This window comes from Bacteriovorax sp. As-1 (genome assembly GCF_058446905.1).
On the sequence record NZ_CP184341.1, the window covers coordinates 2,500,601 to 2,520,807 of the forward strand.

26 protein-coding genes are annotated in these 20,207 nt (G+C 40.4%); 14 read left to right on the forward strand and 12 right to left on the reverse strand.

The features are described 5' to 3' along the window. Positions 1-2: 2 nt before the first annotated feature. Positions 3-545, reverse strand: a complete 543-nt coding sequence (locus ACN20O_RS12530; RefSeq protein WP_491634260.1) for a S24 family peptidase — start codon at positions 543-545, stop codon at positions 3-5. 52 nt (positions 546-597) lie between these two features. Here ACN20O_RS12530 and ACN20O_RS12535 point away from each other — a divergent pair, with 52 nt between their 5' ends. Continuing rightward, the gene (locus ACN20O_RS12535) at positions 598-1,407 is read left to right on the forward strand and encodes an SOS response-associated peptidase family protein (protein ID WP_491634261.1); all 810 of its coding nucleotides are present in this window, start codon (positions 598-600) and stop codon (positions 1,405-1,407) included. Positions 1,408-1,775: 368 nt separating this feature from the next. Here ACN20O_RS12535 and ACN20O_RS12540 read toward each other — a convergent pair whose 3' ends face one another. After that, positions 1,776-2,024 (reverse strand): hypothetical protein, encoded by a 249-nt coding sequence (locus tag ACN20O_RS12540; protein WP_491634262.1) that lies wholly within the window; start codon positions 2,022-2,024, stop codon positions 1,776-1,778. 150 nt (positions 2,025-2,174) lie between these two features. Between ACN20O_RS12540 and ACN20O_RS12545 the strand changes: the two genes are divergently transcribed. Then, positions 2,175-2,705 carry a hypothetical protein gene (locus ACN20O_RS12545; RefSeq protein WP_491634263.1) on the forward strand — a complete coding sequence of 177 codons (531 nt, stop codon included), beginning with the start codon at positions 2,175-2,177 and terminating at the stop codon, positions 2,703-2,705. On the opposite strand, the gene ACN20O_RS12550 is transcribed toward ACN20O_RS12545, so the two are convergent. Beyond that, positions 2,706-3,086, reverse strand: a complete 381-nt coding sequence (locus ACN20O_RS12550; RefSeq protein ID WP_491634264.1) for a hypothetical protein — start codon at positions 3,084-3,086, stop codon at positions 2,706-2,708. A 131-nt stretch (positions 3,087-3,217) separates the two neighbouring features. Here ACN20O_RS12550 and ACN20O_RS12555 point away from each other — a divergent pair, with 131 nt between their 5' ends. Genes ACN20O_RS12555 through ACN20O_RS12570 form a run of 4 tightly spaced genes read left to right on the forward strand, consistent with a single transcriptional unit; the run spans position 3,218 to position 5,670 of the window. After that, entirely contained in the window at positions 3,218-3,646 is a 429-nt protein-coding gene (locus ACN20O_RS12555) for a cold-shock protein (protein ID WP_491634265.1), read from the forward strand. A 12-nt stretch (positions 3,647-3,658) separates the two neighbouring features. Then, complete coding sequence (locus ACN20O_RS12560; protein ID WP_491634266.1) at positions 3,659-3,949, forward strand: DUF6172 family protein; 291 nt, start codon at positions 3,659-3,661, stop codon at positions 3,947-3,949. A gap of 9 nt (positions 3,950-3,958) precedes the next feature. After that, complete coding sequence (locus tag ACN20O_RS12565) at positions 3,959-4,744, forward strand: trypsin-like serine protease (RefSeq protein ID WP_491634267.1); 786 nt, start codon at positions 3,959-3,961, stop codon at positions 4,742-4,744. Between the two features lie 23 nt (positions 4,745-4,767). Next, the gene (locus tag ACN20O_RS12570; protein WP_491634268.1) at positions 4,768-5,670 is read left to right on the forward strand and encodes a M14 family metallopeptidase; all 903 of its coding nucleotides are present in this window, start codon (positions 4,768-4,770) and stop codon (positions 5,668-5,670) included. Here ACN20O_RS12570 and ACN20O_RS12575 read toward each other — a convergent pair. Both ACN20O_RS12575 and katG read right to left on the reverse strand, forming a co-directional pair. Beyond that, the gene (locus tag ACN20O_RS12575) at positions 5,667-5,891 is read right to left on the reverse strand and encodes a hypervirulence associated TUDOR domain-containing protein (RefSeq protein WP_491634269.1); all 225 of its coding nucleotides are present in this window, start codon (positions 5,889-5,891) and stop codon (positions 5,667-5,669) included. The two genes, ACN20O_RS12570 and ACN20O_RS12575, sit on opposite strands and share 4 nt — an antisense overlap. A gap of 44 nt (positions 5,892-5,935) precedes the next feature. Next, positions 5,936-8,101, reverse strand: coding sequence for a catalase/peroxidase HPI (gene katG / locus ACN20O_RS12580; RefSeq protein ID WP_491634270.1), 2,166 nt, complete (start codon positions 8,099-8,101; stop codon positions 5,936-5,938). Positions 8,102-8,306: 205 nt separating this feature from the next. On the opposite strand from katG, the gene ACN20O_RS12585 reads away from it, so the two are divergent. Both ACN20O_RS12585 and ACN20O_RS12590 read left to right on the forward strand, forming a co-directional pair. After that, positions 8,307-8,753 carry a hypothetical protein gene (locus ACN20O_RS12585; protein WP_491634271.1) on the forward strand — a complete coding sequence of 149 codons (447 nt, stop codon included), beginning with the start codon at positions 8,307-8,309 and terminating at the stop codon, positions 8,751-8,753. Between the two features lie 111 nt (positions 8,754-8,864). Then, on the forward strand, positions 8,865-9,371 hold the full coding sequence (locus tag ACN20O_RS12590; RefSeq protein WP_491634272.1) for a hypothetical protein: 507 nt from the start codon (positions 8,865-8,867) through the stop codon (positions 9,369-9,371). Here ACN20O_RS12590 and ACN20O_RS12595 read toward each other — a convergent pair whose 3' ends face one another. Continuing rightward, positions 9,372-9,857, reverse strand: coding sequence for a hypothetical protein (locus ACN20O_RS12595; protein WP_491634273.1), 486 nt, complete (start codon positions 9,855-9,857; stop codon positions 9,372-9,374). It abuts the gene before it with no gap. Between the two features lie 156 nt (positions 9,858-10,013). Next, a complete protein-coding gene (locus ACN20O_RS12600; RefSeq protein ID WP_491634274.1) occupies positions 10,014-10,553 on the reverse strand; it encodes an SRPBCC family protein in 540 nt (179 codons plus the stop codon). A gap of 97 nt (positions 10,554-10,650) precedes the next feature. On the opposite strand from ACN20O_RS12600, the gene ACN20O_RS12605 reads away from it, so the two are divergent. Continuing rightward, positions 10,651-11,364: an SIR2 family NAD-dependent protein deacylase gene (locus tag ACN20O_RS12605; protein WP_491639287.1), complete on the forward strand. Its 714-nt coding sequence runs from the start codon at positions 10,651-10,653 to the stop codon at positions 11,362-11,364. 4 nt (positions 11,365-11,368) lie between these two features. Here the strand turns inward: ACN20O_RS12605 and ACN20O_RS12610 are convergent, their stop codons facing one another. Together ACN20O_RS12610 and ACN20O_RS12615 are read right to left on the reverse strand one after the other, a co-directional pair. Continuing rightward, the gene (locus ACN20O_RS12610; protein ID WP_491634275.1) at positions 11,369-11,659 is read right to left on the reverse strand and encodes a hypothetical protein; all 291 of its coding nucleotides are present in this window, start codon (positions 11,657-11,659) and stop codon (positions 11,369-11,371) included. A 47-nt stretch (positions 11,660-11,706) separates the two neighbouring features. Then, positions 11,707-12,474 carry a serine protease gene (locus tag ACN20O_RS12615; RefSeq protein WP_491634276.1) on the reverse strand — a complete coding sequence of 256 codons (768 nt, stop codon included), beginning with the start codon at positions 12,472-12,474 and terminating at the stop codon, positions 11,707-11,709. A 259-nt stretch (positions 12,475-12,733) separates the two neighbouring features. On the opposite strand from ACN20O_RS12615, the gene ACN20O_RS12620 reads away from it, so the two are divergent. Next, the gene (locus ACN20O_RS12620) at positions 12,734-13,624 is read left to right on the forward strand and encodes a hypothetical protein (RefSeq protein ID WP_491634277.1); all 891 of its coding nucleotides are present in this window, start codon (positions 12,734-12,736) and stop codon (positions 13,622-13,624) included. Between the two features lie 43 nt (positions 13,625-13,667). Here ACN20O_RS12620 and ACN20O_RS12625 read toward each other — a convergent pair whose 3' ends face one another. Both ACN20O_RS12625 and ACN20O_RS12630 read right to left on the reverse strand, forming a co-directional pair. Next, complete coding sequence (locus tag ACN20O_RS12625) at positions 13,668-14,063, reverse strand: hypothetical protein (protein ID WP_491634278.1); 396 nt, start codon at positions 14,061-14,063, stop codon at positions 13,668-13,670. A 77-nt stretch (positions 14,064-14,140) separates the two neighbouring features. Then, positions 14,141-14,806, reverse strand: a complete 666-nt coding sequence (locus tag ACN20O_RS12630; protein ID WP_491634279.1) for a hypothetical protein — start codon at positions 14,804-14,806, stop codon at positions 14,141-14,143. Between the two features lie 91 nt (positions 14,807-14,897). Here ACN20O_RS12630 and ACN20O_RS12635 point away from each other — a divergent pair, with 91 nt between their 5' ends. The 4 genes from ACN20O_RS12635 (at position 14,898) to ACN20O_RS12650 (ending at position 18,693) form a co-directional block, all read left to right on the forward strand. Further along, positions 14,898-15,617 carry a hypothetical protein gene (locus tag ACN20O_RS12635; RefSeq protein ID WP_491634280.1) on the forward strand — a complete coding sequence of 240 codons (720 nt, stop codon included), beginning with the start codon at positions 14,898-14,900 and terminating at the stop codon, positions 15,615-15,617. A 51-nt stretch (positions 15,618-15,668) separates the two neighbouring features. Next, positions 15,669-16,796, forward strand: coding sequence for an NnrS family protein (locus tag ACN20O_RS12640; RefSeq protein WP_491634281.1), 1,128 nt, complete (start codon positions 15,669-15,671; stop codon positions 16,794-16,796). 176 nt (positions 16,797-16,972) lie between these two features. Next, positions 16,973-17,176, forward strand: coding sequence for a hypothetical protein (locus tag ACN20O_RS12645; RefSeq protein WP_491634282.1), 204 nt, complete (start codon positions 16,973-16,975; stop codon positions 17,174-17,176). A 392-nt stretch (positions 17,177-17,568) separates the two neighbouring features. Then, positions 17,569-18,693: a M23 family metallopeptidase gene (locus tag ACN20O_RS12650; protein WP_491634283.1), complete on the forward strand. Its 1,125-nt coding sequence runs from the start codon at positions 17,569-17,571 to the stop codon at positions 18,691-18,693. Between the two features lie 43 nt (positions 18,694-18,736). Here ACN20O_RS12650 and ACN20O_RS12655 read toward each other — a convergent pair whose 3' ends face one another. Next, positions 18,737-20,203: a DASS family sodium-coupled anion symporter gene (locus tag ACN20O_RS12655; protein WP_491634284.1), complete on the reverse strand. Its 1,467-nt coding sequence runs from the start codon at positions 20,201-20,203 to the stop codon at positions 18,737-18,739. Between the last annotated feature and the right edge of the window lie 4 nt (positions 20,204-20,207).

Genomic DNA, 20,207 nt, shown 5'->3' on the forward strand with positions numbered 1-20,207 from the left:
GGTTACCCTCTTATAGAGCGATGTATAGAAGCGACTACAGCTATAAAGTAATAGTCGTCTGGATCTAAGACGACTGGTTTGTATTTGGGATTAATAGAGAAGGCGACAACTTGCTTATTGATTAATTTTATCTGATTGCAATAAGTATGTCCTTTGTAACGGTAAACACAGACCTCGCCACTTGCGTGTTGTTCGCTAAACTTCAACAGAACATAGCTATTGATTGGAATGAGAGGCGACATGTTATCAGTGGTTAATTTATAAAAAAGATCACCGGGGAATTTTTCATCCAGAGAAATTCTATGATTATAATTTTGATTACTGATTCCAAAAAGCTGGCGATTTGTATCAATCTTCTTTTTTTGCTCGGATTCTAAGTCTGCATTCTTTTGAAGATCAACAAACTCTTTGATCGCTTGATTTCGTCGCTGAAAATAATCTTGCTCTCTTCCCATAAGAACAGGGCCGACGTAGGATTCTTTAACGGGAGAGTCCTGGTTGTATTCTTCTGATTCATAAATGTATTCTTGGCTTTGTGTGATCATAAATGTATATTGCGTAATTTTTGCGTAAGTTTCAAGTGGGAAAATTCTTACAATGTGTTTTTCAGTAGCAATCGACAAAGATATTAAGAAGTTGTCTCAAAGATTTTCAGCTAACTTTAGTGAAGTAGGTGAGCAAAATAGACAAAAATTATTTACGCAGCAGTCCACAATGGATCAGATAAAATTTGAAAGACTCCTCGGATTATCTCATTCACAAAAGCGCCCGATTGTATTTCGTATGCCCGCTGAGGACAACAGAGTCTTTCCCGGTTACTTTGCCAATGTTCTTACGATTGATGAGGGGCAGAGGGTATTTCATCCTATGAGGTATAGAGTACGTCCGGAAGGATCGAGAGAAGAGATCCCAGATAAGTTTGGCGTCTATAATGCCCGTATTGATTCTTTGACTTCAAAGAAGACTTGGCAGCCGCTGTTTATGCGCAGGCATGGTCTAGTACCGTTTACAAACTTCTACGAATGGGTTCTTGATCCACAACAGAAAAAAGATCTTGGTCTTTTTAATTTTTTAGATGAAGACGATAAAAAAGAGTTAGGGGAAAATACAAAGGCCACCAAAAGACTTATCACATTCTCACCTGAAGGAAGAGATATGATGTGGGCACCTTGTTTGTGGGATGAATGGCAATCGATTAATGGGGAAATTGCTTTCAAGTCTTTCGCAATCATCACAGATGATCCTCCACAAGAAGTCGAAATAATGGGCCATGATAGATGCCCAATCTTTTTAAGAGAAGAATATATTTCAGAATGGCTCTGCCCAGAAAAGTCTAATGTAAATGAAATTTTCGAAATTCTTAAAAGCAAAGAGAATGTTAAATTTCTCCATCGCTGGGTTTATTAATAAATCTTGTGGATTTATTTATGGGATACAAATAAAAAAGGCCGAATTCCTTCGGCCTTTTAGTCATTATCTTAAGAAACAATCTGCTAATTCGTTTTCAACAATTGATGGGATGGCACTCGCATCATTATGCGCCCTATTTAAAGGAAGTTAAAATTCGCAATTGGAGGAGTAATGATCTGAGAAAGCTCCTGGTATTTTGCAGGAGTCATTACGATTTTGTTGTCATAATGATTTTGCATCTCAGAGAAAACTTGATTTCTTGCAGGTGTAAGTGAGGCAAACTGGCGAGTCGATTCACCGTAGTTTGAAACAAGCGAAGAAGGTCTGTTGTTGAAATTTGAGATGGCCTGTGGGCATTTTAATTTTTAGAAGTTAATGATCTGGGCATGAGACGCTGTTGTGTCCATGCGCTGTTTTAGAGCAAAGAAATTTTGGTCAGCGCGATTTAAAATAGTCATCAGGTAATCGTTAGGTGGTTGGCAAAAGAGTAGATCTCTTAGCTTGCGTTCATTGTCGTGTAATAGCAAATTTGATTTTGATTTGCTGAAGCTTGAAGTGAAAAAGTTGAAAGAATAAAGGCCAGTGAGAGCAATACGGGTTTCATAAGTAGTCATTGAAAATTTGCTTATTTTTTATTGAAAAAGAGTGAAATTGTCCAATAAGTAGGTATCCTTTTTAAGGATAAGAATGCTTTTATAGAAATTCGGACTAGTCATAGACAGTAGAAGAGCTATGATAAAATACGAAAAAATAAGGGGGTAATTTTGAAGATCTATAAGGCGATAAGGCTCTCGCTCTCGGATGCGGCTATTTTTGATTCAAATGAAAAGTCGATAGCTCATATTTCATGGCCTAAAGCCGCTCTGTGGAAGACTAAAAATGCGCCCCTCTCAGATGCACTGGGGGATCAGTGGCAATCGCGTCCTACGATTGAAGTTGGTGGGATGAAATGGGCAGCCTATCGCAAGCTCTTAACCAACAATTTCCTGGCAAATGATTATGAAATCTCTCTTGGTGATGAAAATGGTGAAGTGAAAATCTTGGCCGAATTAAAAGGTTCAAAAAGAAAGATCGTTATCCATTTTGAAGGGGAGGAGTATTATTTAATCAGGGAAGGTTTTTTTAGTTTCCACTTTAGATTGCAAAAAGGATCCACCTCATTGTTTCAAATGAGGGATGTAACTCCCTTTTTTACTTTTTCAAGCCGTCGTGAATTTGAGGTTTCTTCTGAAAGGGCCTTAGATCCGACATTGCTTTCATTTTCGTTTTTTTTGGCACACAACTCATCTTATTAGTCATCTACCTAGAGGCATCTTCCTTAGGGCAGAAAGCGTTTGGGCATAGGTGACTTTAGTGTACTTTTTTTCAAGACGGTTAAAGATCGCTTCAAAATCATTTCTTGTTGGCAAATCTTTAATTTTCAGAAAACTATCAACAAAGTCTTCAACAACAATAAACATCATACTCAGTGGAGCAATGGCAATACTGAGCGTTTTAGGAAAACCGATTCCACTTTTTGAACCGTGGTGCTCACTTAAGATCATCCCTACTCCTGGAGGGATTCTCGGGAAGCGCTCAACTATCTCTGCAGATGTCGGCTTCTTAAGAAATGAATATGTTTTAGCAACGAAAGACTGGAAGAAGTAAGGCCACAAAATGTTAACTAAAAACTCCAAGTTGATGTTTTTAATAGACGCCCTTGGTGGGAAGGCCCCCTCAATTAAATGAAGTCACTTTAATCTCTTTTATTCATGACTATCCTCGTAAATTGGCGTAGATTCCACCAAAATCAATCTCAGGAATTTCCATGAAAAAAGTAAGAGTCCAACTCGTTAGATATGACATGACTAAAACTCAAAAGCGCAATCGCAAAGATATGCTAGTTGATGAGCAAACCGAAGATGCAGTTATCGCACAACTTGAAAGAATCCATAAGGGTGAGCAAGTCTTAAAGATTCACGAGATCATCTGGGACGATAAACAGATCAAAGAAGTAAACCGCCAAAATAAAATTGAACAAAAACACATGTTCACTGGACAAGTAAAATTCCTGGACCTGGAAAAAGGTTTTGGTTTTATTCGTCCTGATGAAGACATGGACGATCTATTCTTTCATAAGTCAGCTTGCGAAGACGGAGTTCCTTATGACGGAGATAGAGTTATCTTCAAAATTAGCAAAAGACCAAAAGGTCTATCTGCGATTCACGTGAAGATTTTGTCTGAAGATAAGGAATAAATAGAGGACCTCATGAAAAAAGAATTTAAACTTACTGACCCTAAAAAAGCTCCGGCAAGACAAGTGGATTTCGTAAAACACGAAATCAATAAATACCTTGCTCGCGAAAGAAGAAAGACTCCTAAAGAAGGCGCTGACTTCTGGGACTTTGATTGCAAGTTTGGAGTCAATAAAGACTCAGCAGTTGTGATTCAGGTTTCAGAAATCAATAAAGCGATTGATAAAGTTGTAAGCGACAACGCTGAGAGCTTTTATATCGAAGTCCTGGCAAAGCCTGGGTATAAGATTAAAAAAGCGAAGTAAAAGTTCCCTATGAAATACCTTCTAGGTCTATTCTTAACTCTTGCACCTCAATTCGGATGGGCCATCGTCGATGGTGTGACCATCACAGATACAACTTTCCGCCAATCAGTGGCCTTAGTTTATAAAAAAGACCAAACTCAAAAGACTGGTGAAATTTACTGTAGTGGAACTTTAATCGGCCCAAGAGTTGTTGTAAGTGCAGCTCACTGTATTTCATCTGGTGCTAAGGCCATGAAAGTTTCTGTAGAAGCTTTTAAAAACCAAACCTGGATTTATCTAGGGGAGACTGAGAATGCGCCAGACCTTCCCATGGTCTCTCCTCAATTTAAAAACTCAAAGGTTGTGGTTCATCCCATCAATGATTCAATTTATAGCGACATTGTTTTGATTGAATTAGATCAGGACGTTGACCTGAAGAAATGGAACATTAATCCAGCTCCGCTTTTAATCCCAACAAAAGACCTACTGGGAAAAGATTTGATTCATGTCGGTTACGGACAGATCACTAACGATGGAGTAAAGGGGACCAAGGCCCTTCTTCGTCTGCCTCTTAAGGAATTAAACGGCTACAATGGTCTGGGTGTCGGAGAGATGCGCGCCAATGGCCCAAGTGCCTGTCATGGTGATTCAGGAGGGAGTGCTTACATGAATGATCAAAAAGGCAATTTGCGTTTTGTAGGCGTTGAGTATGCGCTTTCAAATCATCCATGTGGTTTTAGCGCGACTTTCTTTGTTCCCCTTAATGAGAAAATTCTTGAGTGGATGAAGAGTTTAAACCGTCCTCTTTTTCTTTAGTTTTTTTGTGATAGACTTTTCTCATGAAAAAAGAAAATTTACGCACACCATGGGGACCAGCAGAAAAAGAAACCTGGTTTAAAGAACAAACAATCAAGCGCTCATACCGCGATGAAGTCATGACAAAAATCATGCAGCTGCAAGAAGCATATGATGTTTCTCAATACGGAGCACTTTCTTTAAATTCAGAAAAATACCCAGTCTTCTTAATCAAGAGCAAAAACTTTGACCCAAGTAAAAAAACAATTCTCATCACTGGTGGAGTTCACGGTTACGAAACAAGTGGTGTTCATGGCGCTCTTCTTTTTATGGAAAAGCATGCAAAGGATTATACAGATACATTCAACTTTATTTGCACTCCCTGTGTGAGCCCATGGGGATATGAAACGATTAATCGTTGGAACAATCTTGCCATTGATCCAAATCGCTCATTCTATCCCAACAGTCCAGCGCAAGAGTGCAGTCTTTTCTTAAAAGCAATTGCTGACCAGAAGACTCCTATCTTCGTTCATTTTGATCTTCATGAAACAACGGATACAGACAACTCTGTTTTTAGACCTGCCCTGGCAGCTAGAGATGGAAAAGAAGAAAAATTTTCAGAAATCCCGGATGGCTTTTATGTTGTTGGCGATACCTCTAATCCGCAAAAAGGATTTCAAAAGGCAGTCATTGATGAAGTAAGGAAAGTCACTCACATTGCTCCTGCCGACGAAGAGGGAAATCTCATCGGTGTAAAAATGGAAGATGATGGAGTTGTTTATTACGACATGAAGAAGCTCTTCTTATGTGGAGGTTTTTCAGACGCTGAGTACTCAACAACGACTGAGGTTTACCCAGATAGCCCGAAAGTTACAGCTGAAAATTGTAACCTTGCTCAGGTCGCGGCCATTAGAGGCGGATTGAATTACGTTAAGAGCAGACTCTAATCAGCTTTTTGTAATTCTGTGTGAAGCTTTAAAGCAATGTTGCCCGCTTCGGACTTTACTTGATAGGCCGGCTTTTCAACAGAGCCGTTGCGTTTGATTCTTGAGCCTTTGATGATTTTTTCAATAGGAGCGAAGTGGACTTCTTCAACTTGTCCTTTAATCGTTCCTCCGGCCCATTTCCAGATAACTTTGTCGCCAATATTAAAAGGTTTAATCGTCATATAGTCTCAAAAAAGAAGCCCCTCTTCACGAGGGGCAATTTGTTTTATTTATAAGAGGGATCTAAATCAAAACGATCCAACTCCATCACCTTAACCCAAGCTTTCACAAAGTCATTCACAAACTTCTCTTTTCCATCTGCTGATGCATAAACTTCGGCCAGGGCACGTAGCTGAGCATTAGATCCGAAGATTAAATCCACGCGAGTTGCTGTCCACTTCTTTGCACCAGACTTGCGCTCTTTTCCTTCGAAAAGCTGCTCATCTTTATCGATCGCTTCCCAGCGAGTGTTCATATTGAGAAGATTTACATAATAATCATTTGAGAGCACTCCAACTTTATCAGTAAAGACCCCATGATTAGAGCCGTCCGAATTCGTTCCTAAAACTCTCATCCCACCAATAAGAGCAGTCATTTCTGGTGCAGTCAGTGTTAAGAGTTGGGCCTTGTCGATTAAAAGCTCCTCAGCTGTCAGGCTGTATTTCTTTTTTAAGTAGTTTCTAAACCCGTCAGCAATTGGCTCCAGGACTTCAAATGAATGAGCGTCTGTTTGCTCAGCGGAAGCATCCATTCTTCCTGGCCTAAATGGAACTGTGACTTTGTGACCGGCATCTGCCGCGGCCTTTTCAACTGCTGCACAGCCAGCTAAGACAATCGTGTCGGCAAGAGAAACTGGTTTTCCAAATTCTTTGCGAACCTTTTCTAAGATCTCTAATTCTTCTTTTAAAAGCTTCGGACGATTGGCCTCCCAAGTGTTCTGAGGTGCAAGTCTTACGCGTGCTCCATTGGCACCACCACGCTTATCAGAACCTCTATAAGTTGAAGCTGATGCCCAGGCAACCGATGCAAGTCTTGAAACTGATAATCCAGAAGCTAAGATTTTTTCTTTAAGTGCCTTGATATCAGCTTCTCCAATCAATGGATGATTGACTGCTGGAATCGGGTCTTGCCAGATTAGGTCTTCTTTTGGAACTTCTTTTCCAAGGTAGCGAACCTTTGGCCCCATATCTCTGTGAGTAAGTTTAAACCATGCTCTCCTAAATGATTCAGCAAAGAGTTGTGGATCAGCGTGAAACTTACGCGCGATTTTTTCATAAATAGGGTCCATCTTCAGGGCCATATCTGCAGTCGTCATCATCGGTGCATGTTTTTTCTTTGGATCATGAGCATCTTCAACAAATGTATCAGTTGCACGATCTTTTGGACGCCACTGATGAGCTCCCGCTGGGGATTTTGTTAATTCCCAGTCGTAATTTAAAAGCATGTCCAGGTAACCAGAGTCCCATTTCGTTGGGTTTGGTTTCCATGCTCCTTCAATACCACTTGTTGTCGCATCAACTCCGTGACCTGTTTGGTAAGCATTTTTCCAACCTAAACCTTGGTCAACAATATTTCCAGCTGCTGGTTCACGGCCAACATGTTTTGCATTTCCTGCTCCGTGAGCTTTACCGAAAGTGTGTCCACCGGCAACCAGTGCAACAGTCTCTTCATCATTCATCGCCATACGTGCGAATGTTTCACGAATATCACGAGCTGATTTAATTGGGTCAGGATTTCCACCAGGTCCTTCTGGGTTTACATAAATAAGTCCCATCTGAATCGCGGCCAGAGGATCATCCATTTTCTTGTCGTCAGTGATACGTGTATCTCCCAACCATTTATCTTCTGATCCCCAGTAAATATCTTCTTCTGCTTCATAAATATCTACACGGCCACCACCAAAACCAAATGTTCCAAGCCCCATTGATTCAAGAGCGCAGTTTCCTGCAAGAACCATTAAGTCGGCCCATGAAAGTTTTTTTCCGTATTTTTGTTTTATTGGCCAAAGTAACATGCGCGCCTTATCCAGGTTGGCGTTGTCAGGCCAGCTGTTAAGAGGAGGGAAGCGTTGGCTTCCAGAACCTGCACCTCCACGGCCATCACCTGTTCTATATGTACCAGCACTATGCCATGCCATTCTGATAAAAAGAGGTCCGTAATGTCCGTAATCGGCCGGCCACCAGTCTTGTGAATCTCTCATGAGTGCATTGATATCTTTTTTGACTGCATCGAGATCGAGCTTTTTGAATTCCTCAGCGTAGTTGAATTTTTCTCCGTATGGATTTGATTCAGTAGTGTGTTGGTGAAGTACGTTGATATTGAGCATATCCGGCCACCAGTCTCGGTTGGTAATGCGTCTTCTATTGTTTTCTTTCTCTGTCGTATTGCTCATGAATCATCCTCCATAAATTTTTTCAAATTATAGTTTTTTTATTTATTAGAGAGCAAATAGTTTAAATTGATTAGGGTATAGCCATATGCCTTCTGCTAGGGGTTATAAAGCTTAAATGCCTATGAAAAGAGGCAGTAAAAGTTAGCTATTTCAGTGAGATAGAGCTTTTTTTGGAAATAGCCCTTTTAGTCATTAAAATGGGAGAATGAAATTTGAGTTCGAAAAATATGCTTTTAAGGGCAGGAGTCTGCCAAACTCGAAAAATATTCGAAGATACCTCGATTGCTTAATGTATTACATGGCCGTACTCGCAGCGTACAATTTGATTACAATCTGTCTGGTCTATGATGATTTCACGCCGAAATTTCCTGCGCTTTTTGTTCTGGCGATTCCAGTGCTCTTTTTTTACACATACCATACTCTGGAAAATGAATTTAAAAATGTCACTCGCGATACGGTGAAAGATGTCATCACATATATCCGTTTGAAACAAACGCAGTCTCTTATAGAGACACTTGAAGAAAATCCTGAAATTTTGCAGGGGACTTATAAGAAAAAGAGTCTTCTTTACTGGGCCAGGCATCACAAAAACCTGGAAGCGAATTCGATTATTATTGATCTGATGAAGAGAACGAATAAGGCAAAAATTTAACTTTGAAATTCAACTATCAATTAGACCACACACAGGAAAGTTAAGACGAATGCTCGGCTAAACGACTCAATGTCCGCTTGACTCGAATCCTTGTTCGATTAGAATGTTTTAATGAACAAAATTTTTATGATTCTTGTCTTGCTGACATCGCTCATTTCCTGTGCCTCTGCCTCTCGCACTGATCAGGACAAAATCGATAATGAGTCGGAGATATTGGACCGGGCAGAGGGGAGTGCTACACCTGGCGGAAGAAAGATTCTGGAAGTTTCAAGATCAATGATCGCCGATCAGGATGTCGTTGTTGGTGGATGTTGGGATTATATCAATGCCGTTTACGACCGAGCAGGTTACCCTTCTAATCAAAGAGTCACGATTTATAAAAGTAAATTCGAAGGGCCATACGCCAAGACTGAAACCTTTGAAGCAGGTGACTGGCTTTACTTCGTTAATCACTCATATAGAGATATCGAACATAGTGCAATTTTTGTCGCCTGGATTAATGAAGCGAAGAAAGAAGCTTTGATGGTGAATTACATCGGTGGAAAAAAGAAGAAGCCAGGGTCGTACAAAAGATTTATTTTAGATAATGTTTATAACGTCTTTAGAACTCGCGAATAATTATCTTTTACAAAAGCGCTCACACCCTATATCTGAGTCGGCCCCACGGGCACCAAAGATCGTTGCTTCATAATCTTTCTTTTCAAAAGAAGTATTCTTAGAGCAATCACTCGCATCCTGAAGTTCTTTATACCAACCGACTAAAACAGCAGACTGGTAATCAAGTTTTTGAGCAATATAACACCCGGCCAGGCAGTGGCGGATTTTGTCATTGGTCTTTTTTGAACGGGCAAAGTTATTGGCGTCGTTAGCGACATTTTCTATCTCTGCCAGCATCTGCCAGCCGGGAAGTGCTGGTTGGATTTTCATCCAGTCCTTGACGTCCATTCCTGACTTGCGGTCTTTTTCAAGGGGCTCGCATTGCAAGGCCTTCGCATAAACTTGATCTACTTTTTTTTGGAAGATTGCTTTGGCGATGCTGTCGCCAAAATCAGCGAAGGATGGGGCAGAGGCAAGAATCAAAACAAGAAACAGGCTTTTTTTCATTCTCTTATGTTAATCGAGAATTAGAAAACCTGCCATGTTTATGTATTTTAGTAAGTGAAGATTCAAACTACGTCGTAGGTGCAGAACTCATGGCCGACGGTGGAATTGGCCAGATTTAATATAATTGTCCCCGCTTTTTACAGCGGGGACTTTTTCTTAATTACTCTCTAAAAGTTTTTTCATTTTATCAAGAGATGAACTCCAGCCATTAACACAGTCATTGTGCTCTGATGTTGGGATTCCTTCATGAACTAATTGGATCTCAGTTTTGTTTTCACCAAGACTTGTGAACTTCACAGAATAAATAAGTGTTTCCTCTGCATTCTCCCAAGCTTCACCCATGCCAGCTTCCTGGGCCGAGATAGGACGACCATTTTGGTCAGCAAATTGGTCCGTACAGACGATCAATTCGTTAGGGAAAATTTCCATATAAGTCCCCGTGCTCCAGACAACTTGCCCTTTTGGGTCTTTCATTGCAAAAAGATATTTTCCATCGATTTTAAAATCTAATTTTGCAGTAGGGCATGAAAAGCCATAAGGACCCCACCATTCTTTAATCATTTCTGGGTCTGACCATGCTTTCCAAACATTTTCAACGGGGGCGTTGAACGTTTTTGTCACTTCCACAAAAGGAGTGTTGAAGTGTGAATGAAATTGTCGTGACGTAGTATCTGACTTGTCGCTTGTTTGTGCCATTTTTTACTCCCTGGTTTTAATTAACCATAAAAGAGTATGCAAGAATGATGTCATCTTAATTGTGCATTGCCAGTGATAGCTGGGCCGTCTTAAAATGGTGATCATGAAGTACACAAATATCGTCATTCTTACCGGCGCCGGAATTTCCGAAGAGTCTGGCATCCAAACTTTTCGTGGAGCTGATGGACTATGGGAAAATCATCGCATTGAAGAAGTCGCTCACCCTGTGGCCTTTCAAAAAAATCCGGAACTCGTTCATCGTTTTTATAATGAAAGAAGAAAAAAACTTCAGGCTCCCGAGGTGAAGCCAAATGCAGCTCATCTTGCACTAAAAGAACTCGAAGATAATTCCTTTGCTCACTTTCTTCTCGTCACTCAGAATGTCGATAATCTTCACGAAAGAGCAGGGGCTGAAAAAGTTGTTCATATGCATGGGGAAATCATGAAGGCCCGTTGCCTCTCATGTGAGAAGTCCAATGATCATTTTGAAGACATGACTCTCGCATCTGTCTGCAAGAGTTGCGGGACTAAGGGAAAGCTTCGCCCGGACATTGTGTGGTTTGAAGAAGCTGTTATGCATATGAAAGAGATTATGGAGCATCTTCGTTTGTGCGATCTTTTTATTTGTATCGGAACGAGTGGACAAGTTTATCCGGCCGCTGGATTTGTCGATATGGTTCCTCTTGATTGTAGGACTGTCGAAATCAATTTGGCGCCAACTCAAATCAGCGCGCTTTTTAAAGAGCATTATTATGGGAAGGCTTCGATTGAAGTTCCTCGTTTTGTTCAGTCACTACATCTAACTGAATAGAAAACTATCTGGTTTTTTTATTCGCTTCGCAAGCGGTGAAGGTTGCACTGCCTTTGCCACCAAGATTATCAGCGCAGTTTGCAGGCACAGTGTTTTCTGTAGGTGCAACAATCGCTGGAGCTTTAAGCGAATTCTTCTTATCTGTAGAAATAGTATTTGGATACCCTGAAGCAGCACCAGGTAAACCTCTGATTTGTTCTTCGGCATTGATCGGAGAGTTGGGATCAGGCTTTTGTGTTGTTTGAGAAAAAGCATTGAAAGCAAAAAAGAGAGAAACAATTAAGAAACTTTTCATAAAGTGCTCCTTAAAAGTATTCTCTCCCTGATTAGTGTCAATGGCAATTATTTATTAATTGTTTCCATAATCCATGGATAAGCAAAAGCAACATTCGCGTATAACCCATATAGATTAGGACGGGCACAACCATTACCCCAGCTGATAACTCCAGCAAGGATTGGTTTGGCATCAGCACCCATGATAGTGAATGGTCCACCGCTATCACCCTGGCATGAATCTTTTTTACCAGTCGCGTATCCAGCAGGGATCATTGCTTCTTCAACTAAACCTTTGTAAGCGTTCTCAGCGTTTGCAACTTCACGACTCACAATCGGAAGCTCAACATACATAAGCAGGTTAGATGAACTTCCACCTTCTCTGACTGAACCCCATCCCATGGCCATCGCTTTTGTTCCAGGTTCAATTGCACCTTGCTCAACCAGAGCAGGAGTTAGAAGATCAATTGCTTTTAGACCCATGTTTTCAAAATGAATCGCGTACTTTAATTCGATCAGAGCAAAATCGTAGCCGTATGTTTTTGGATTATATTTTGGATGTGGGTATGCTTTTTTTACTTCTAATTTAATTCTTTCTTTCGATTTTAGGTTGATGTGCCCAGCTGTGACATAACGGCTGATAACTGGCTGACAGTGAGCAGCTGTTAAAATCCACTTAGCTGCAATTATACTTCCAGCACAACCACCACCAAGGCTGACAATGTGTGATGTTTCTAACACGGCAGGATCGACAAGATCTCCACCAACAATTTTATCATTAGCAAATAGTGAATTCGTTAAAGAGAAAAGAAGACAAAAAAGAAAAGTTTTTTTCATTGCAGGGCACCTGGTTTTTTTTGTAAGACTATAACGAAAAGATACTTCCTTGAAAATGCCGAATTCAGTTAATGTTTTGTTAATCTATTAAAATGGTTTATATACGACGCCTGCCTCCAAACATTGTCGCTTTTTTAGAAGTCGTATCTTTACCAAACTAAGACTCAAACCTTCAATTTTCTTGTCTTCGTCAAATAGAGTTTAGATTGGTCGCGATTTCTACCAAAATGGGCTTGTCCCTCCCTACCAAGGTTATTGCATGAAATTATCTTTCCTTGTCTTTGCTCTCTTTTTGACGGCCGTGAATTCTTTTGCCGGAGATGCCACCGGTGCCACAGGTTTTTATATCTCTAACGATATGACGACTTATCAAGCTTCAGACGTGCCAAGGCTTCTTAATCAACTCACTGTTGAGTCTCCCGATAAGAATATCCTTCTTTATGTGCACGGCAGAAGTCATACGTTGGAAAAAGAATGGAATAACATTAATAAGGTCGAGCAAATTTATAATGTGCGCGTGTTAATGCTTCACTGGGATTCTTGGAATAATGCTTTAGGGCGCCCGGTAGATAACACTTATGAGGGAAGCAGACAATTAGACCTAGGTCTGCATGAAGCTTATCGTTTCAAAAAGAATGATGCTGAATTTTTTAAGTCTCACAAAATGCTTCTTATGTTTCACTCAATGGGAAACATCGTTCTTAAAAATTACTTAGAGAAATCAAAAAACGACATTCAAGACTCAAGCTTTTTTGATTCAGTTATTCTGACTGGAGCTGATACACCTTTTACCGGACATAAGAAGTGGCTTTCAACTCTTAATATGTCCCGTGATGTTTATGTCGTCACAAATAATAAAGATGCCGTTCTACTGGCCTCTGTTGGGCATGATTATACTGAGATCGACTTAGGCTCTAAGAATGATGACCGCTTAGGTTTGGGAAGAGGTTTTGATAATCTTCTTTTCCTTAATACTCGAATCGCAGCGAATGCTCTCTATTTCGATCTTTCAAGCCTTGCCGGTTCTGGGCACCGCCATTACTTAAGCGATAATCAGGATATCGAAGATCTGTTTCATTTTATGTTTAAGGAAAAATTCAATCAGATCCCAATCGGGTACAAAAGCAAAAAGAATTATTACAGATTTTAATAAAGAAGAAGCAGGTAGAGGAAAATCTGCCTGCTTTTAGATTTTAGTTTCTAGAAGAGATCTCTCTTTGGATAGCGCTGAAGTTTGAATTCACACAACTAATGAACGAGTAGTCCAAAGTCTTGCGGTCAAAGTTCATACATGATTGCATCCAGACAGTGTTTTCAAGTTGGCGTTGGGCCTCTCTGAAACCGTTGTTCACACAGCTTGTGAATCCATAATCCACTTCTTGACCGAAATTCATACAGTGTTGGAAGAATCCTCCCGTCACGCGAGAAATCGAAGAGAAGTTTGAGTTTACACAGCTCTGGAAAGAGTAGCTTACACCTGTGCCAAAATGGCTGCAGTACTGAAGAAAAATAGGGGCTTTTTCGTTTTCTTGGGCCGAAGCTAAAGAGGTGAAACCGAGAAGAAGCGCAAGGGATAATAATCTTTTCATTTTATAACCTCCGAGAAATGAAATGTAGTTAAATGCTAGCGTCAGCGGAGGACATCGGCTAGCTTATTTTTTGGACCCTAGTGTCGCAGCTTGTTTAGTTTTTTTGTGCAATCATCGTAGTAATTCTTGAACTTTGCAGGGCATTCTTCGGCCTTAGTGAAACCATTCACGCATCCCTCCAACGTCTCTAGACAAAATTTTAAGTCTTCGACCTTGCCCGAATTCACGATCGAGTTCCAATAAAGGGCCTCAGCTTTAGCTTCACATTGAACTTGAAGATAAGCAGATGATGGATGTTTCAGGTATTTTAAAAGTATGTCCTCTTGTTTGAAATTCAGCGCCTGATAATCCTCTGGATAATGATTTTTTAAATCATCTTTGATTTGCTGAATGTCTTGAGCGTATTTTTGTGCGCACTCAAGGAAGTAGCGGTAGTCTGTATTAGAAGCAAAATTCTCTTCCAATCCTTTATGGATTTTAAGATCCTCGCAAAGATACTCGAAGCGCTTTTTCTGTTCTTCATTTTTTAGGTCCACCGTTCCTGATGGAAGGAGTGTTGGGTTTGCACAAGCGCCTTCAAGATTAATGGCCTTGCTTTCAAAGGCCTCTTTTAAAGCGGCCACATACACCGGCTGAGTCGCAATGAGCTTCTTTTTAGCTTCCTGATTGGCCTGGTAAAAGTAGACGATTACAAGGGTTAAGACGATAGTCAGAGTGGCGGCAAGGATGATTTTCTTTTTCATAAGTTATCCAAATAACATAAAGAATGAAGCAAATCAAAGGTCGGCTTGCACTTTTTTATAGTTAGGTTATGATTTTACTTAAGAGGTCAATATGGATTTTGATCTTCTCTTAATTTCTCGACATAAAACTTCTCAAAAAAGTCTAAGTGATATTTTTTCACCTCTCAATCATTTCGTCGATCATAGTATTACAAAGAGACACATCTCTTCTCAGATTGATTTAGAGCTTGGATTCAATATCAAACAGACAGAAGAAATTCTGCAATCAAAAGCAAAAAATCTTTTACCAGAATCACAGTTTGATCAATGGGGACCTGTTCTTCATGGTGGAGCACAAACCTGGGTTGGACTTGATTTTCAAATTCTTCAGACGAGCTATCACGATTTAAAGGTCATGTTTGAAATCATTAGGCCAAAAGCTGGTGAGAGAGTGGTTGATCTTGGTGCAGGTTATGGAAGAATAGGTATTTTCCTCCATCACTTCTATCCGCACTCAGAATTTTTAGGAGTGGAGATCGTTAAAGAAAGAGTGGATGAAGGCAACAGGCTTCTTAGAACTCTTGGCTGTCATAATAAAAAGTTGGATGCAATTGATTTGGATAAAATGGGCGAGTTGCCTGAAGGTGACATCTTTTTCATCTACGATTTTGGTTCAGTCACACACATCAAAAAAGTGCTTGAAATGCTCAAGCATACACCACGACGCCTATTGGTTGTTAGAGGGCAGATTGCACGACAGATCATGCTTAAAGACGAAGAGTATGGCGAAGGTTTGAAAGTTAAAAAACTTGAAGATGTCTATATTTATTGAAGCTGATTCAAGTCAGTTTATTTTTTGTGATACTCTTAGTATGATGAGATCATGAAAACCTATTTTTCCTACGCTCAAAAAGAACCTTATCGCTTTTACTTCCCACTTGGAGTTATCTTCTTGTTATGGGGAACGCTCTTATGGCTTCCGCAAATATGGATTCAACAGAATTATCCTGTTCTCGCTCATCGCTATTTAATGCTTAATGGTTTTAGTGGGTCTTTTATCGCTGGTTTTTTAATGACCGCTGTACCTAAATTTTCACAAACTAAAACGGCTTCAATTTTTGAGGCGTTTGGCTTTTTGATTCTGACGATGGTTGGTCTGATGTTTTCCTTCCAAGACAAAGAGTCCTTGATGTACTGGGTATCGGCTTCACAGGCTCTCTTTATTCTTCTTTTTCTCATGAGAAGAATTACAAAAAGAAAGGCAAACCCACCGTACTCTTTTGTTTTTATCTTAATAGGGCTACTGCTTTGGATTTTTTCTGCTATAACCAGTGCTTTGACCTTAGAAGATGTTTATAAGGGCCTGCACTATGAAGGTGCCATTGCCGCGATCATTTTAGGTGTTGGAAGCAGACTGGTTCCTGGAATTCTGGGACACGTCGAAATCGTCCAGACTCAAAGACAACGTTATGAAAATGAGAAAAATTTTTTCCTGACTGTTCCGCTTCATTTTTACGGTCTGATTCTCACTTTTATGGGCAGCTATTTTCTTCCGGGCACTTCAGGTGCCATTTTACGTCTTCTTGTCGTTGCGACTATATCTCTGTTTTATTGGAAACTTTATATTAAACCTAAAGACAGGTCAGCCTTGACCTGGTGTATTTGGTTTTCATGCTGGGCTATTCTTTTTAGTTTCTTGTTAAAAGTACTTTGGATTGAGGGAGCGATTCATAGCGGTCACGCTTTCTTTTTTAGTGGAATTGTCCTTTTATCGTTCCTTATTGCAACCAGAGTGCTTCAGTCTCATGGGCCAGGTGATAAAAAGCTTGAGAATTTAAAAGTTCTTTATATCGTGGCTTTTTTAGTGACACTGGCCGCTGCGACAAGAGTTTCTGCCATTCTCATTCCAGAAGGTTACTTGAGGCATCTGGGCTATAGTTCTTTTATTTTAACTGTGGGAACTCTATTTTGGTCATGGAAGTATCTGAGATTTGTTGTCACATATAAGTAAATTTCTCGAGTGTTTTTGTAGATTTATTTTTTTACACCGCTCAGTCTTGACTTCTTTTTCGGCCATCCCAAAATAAATATGCCGATATCTTTCAAGGAGGTTGAAAACTAAACTGTTAAACGCACGTATAATGAATAGGAAGTTAAACCTTAACCCTGCATTTTTTTGGAGGAAAAATGAAAGCCAAGATTAAAGAATTTTTAAATTCCAACATTCTTATTCTACTCATTGCACTTTTCATGGGGTTCTTATGTCATTACTTTGTGACGAATGAAATTATGGCATCAGATAACTCTATAACGAAACCTCAAGATCTCTATTCAAAAGCACTGTCCATCCATCAGGAGCGCCCCTTATTTCACTACCGTCAGATGAGGTAAGAGGATAAATAAGGCCCTCGTTTTTGTCGGGGGCCTGAGTTCGCTGGATTTTTTTTAAATACTCTTCAAGCTTATCAAATGACCCCGTCCAGCCAATAGTCATGCCGACTCTTTCTTTAATAAAAGTTTCAAACTCAACTTGAGAAAAGTCATCGGCAAGTAAATGGCTATCGCCACCCGACAGAGAAGATGGAAGTTTCAGGTTTTCTCGACGAAGTCACACCATCGTGGATGAATAATGGCGAAATTAAGATAAATTTTAGTTTCAATAAAGCGTAAGAGGCGAATTATTAATGGAATTCACGCGAGATGTAAGAGTTCTTTATTAGTCATTTCGCTTCGCGCTTCCCTAAAATAAATGCTGATAATCTACTAATTTTCAGAGACCACTTATGACTAAAACATTCTTATGCCTAATGCTGTTGATGTCTTTTTCTCAAAGTGTTCAAGCAGAAGAAAAAGCTTCTGCTGTTCTTAGCCGTTATGGATTTAAGGCCCAGGAAATTGCAGCTCTCGAAAAGAAAATTCCAGAACTAGACGAACTTATCATTTCTTCTGAGCATCAGACTTTTGTTGGCCCAGAATATAATGCTTCAAATTTCACTCTAAAACTTTACGATCAGGATTCAAACGATATTTATACGGTGATGAAATCTGATACATTAGTTGACGTTGAAAAGTCTGACGGTGTTTTTGAATCAGAGATCAAAAGAATTGAAGGTGAAATCCGCGGCACACTTTACGACACATTAATGAACGATGTGGGTGTGGAAAAAATTGCGACTCAAATGAGTGAAGCTTTTAAAGAAGACTTCTCAACAACAAAAGGTCTTCGCACGAATGCTTCTTACAGCATGGATGTGAGACAATATTACGAAAATGGAAGACTGGTTAAACAAGGAAGTGTTCTTCAAGCTTCACTTATTATCGGTCACGCTCTTTCAAAGAAGATTTTAAAAATTGACCCTGAAACATTTGCCTGGAAACTTCTCTCGGAAGATTATGAACTGGCAGATAAACCTTTTTACGCTCCGGTGAGATCAAGCCGTGTTTCAAGTTTATTCCAGCTTAACCGCAGACACCCGGTGACAAGAAAGCATCAACCACACAACGGAATTGATTTCGTCGCTCCAAGTGGAACTCCGGTTTACCCGGCCCTGGAAGGTGAGGTGGTGACAATCGCTAGAACACGTTCAAAAGGAAAATTCGTAACGATCCTTCATGATAATGGCTACCAGACGACTTATATCCATTTAAAGAAATTTCAAAAAGGTCTGCGCGTAGGAATGCGTGTGAGCATGGAAGATCAGATTGGACAAGTTGGTCGTACGGGTTATGCAACAGGAGCTCACTTGCACTTTGGGGTGATTAGAGACGGTTTTTTTGTGAATCCAATCTATCTCGTGAAGAGTTATTGTTATGACCAAAAAGATCAGCATGAAAACATGAACATGGAACAAGAGGATCTTGGGATTTTAGAAGGCGATCTGTTACCTAACGACGAAGCAGAAGAATAAAAAATTAAATAAAAAAAGCCCCGCAATGCGGGGCTCTTTATATCTACCAGTATCCTAAAATTTTCCACCAAACAGCACATCCTAATCCGAAAATAATCAGGTTAAGTACTGTGACCACAAATCCATACTTCCACCATTCACCCATAGTGACATAGCCAGGTCCAAAAAGAACCGGTGCTGTTCCTGTACCGTAGTGAGTGATTGAAGCACAAAGTGAAGAAGCAAATCCTAAGAAGAGACCAAACATTAAAGGAGGTGCTCCTAAGGCCACACCAACACCGAAGAATGAAGCAAAGAGGGCCGAAATGTGGGCCGTGTTACTTGCAAAGAAGTAGTGAATGAAAACGTAAATGAGAATTAAAATCACGGCTGCTTGAAGAGTGCCTAATCCCCAGTGAGAAATGGAGGTCTCAACCAACTGTGAGAACCATTTAATAACTCCAAGTTTATTTAAGTAAGTGGCCATCATAACCAGTGACGAGAACCAAGTCACAGTATCCCATGCACCTTTTTCTTTTAGCAGGTCATCCCAACTTAAAACGCCGGAGAAAAGTAAAACACCAAGACCAACAAAGGCCCCTGCAGTTGGGTCAATTTTAAAAAGAGGGTCACTTGAAATTAAAGCTGGACCACCGGCCCAGATGAAAAGAAGTAAGAAGAAAACGCCAACCATAATCCACTCTTCTAATTTGATTGGGCCCATTTCTTGAAGTTTCTGAGTCGCTAGTGCTGCCGCATTTGGAGTGTTTTTAATTTGCGGAGGATAGATCATGTAAAGAATAAGCGGGATAAGGAGAAGAGCAATGAGTCCCGGAACAAAAGCAGCAATCGCCCATTGGCTCCAGCTGACTTCGATATTGGCCACTTGCTTGATTCCTGCTGTAACCAGTGGGTTCGGGGCAGTCGCAGTGATAAACATTGCTGAAGTGATGATATTCACCTGGTAAGCAACCAACGTTAAGAAGGCCCCAACTTTTAATCTCGATCCTTCATCAGGAAGTGAACCCATTGATTCAGAGATAGAACGGTTGATAGGATAAAGAACACCACCTCCGCGGGCAGTGTTACTTGGCATAACTGGAGAGAGAATCAATTCAGCAAATGAAAGCCCGTAACTGATACCGATGGTGCGCTTTCCGAACATCTTAACGAAGTAGTAGGCGACGCGAGCACCGAGGCCTGTTTTAATAAATCCGCGAGAAATAAAAAAGGCGATTCCGATAAGCCAGATTAGAGTGTTTGAGAAACCGCTTAGTGCATCCCCCATGGCCTTGGCCGGCTCACCTGGATTGGTCACTTGAGTGATCCCAACGAGAAGAATACCAATCATCGCAGCTCCACCTATAGGCAGGGCCTTGCCGATAATGGCAACGATTGTACCAACGAAAATTCCTAATAAGCGCCAGGCATTGATGTCGACACCTTCAGGCGGGGCAATAATAAACCAGAAAAGGCAAGTTACCACGAACGCAATAAGCGCCGGGATCACTTTTACCGGGGATAGTTTCATTCCT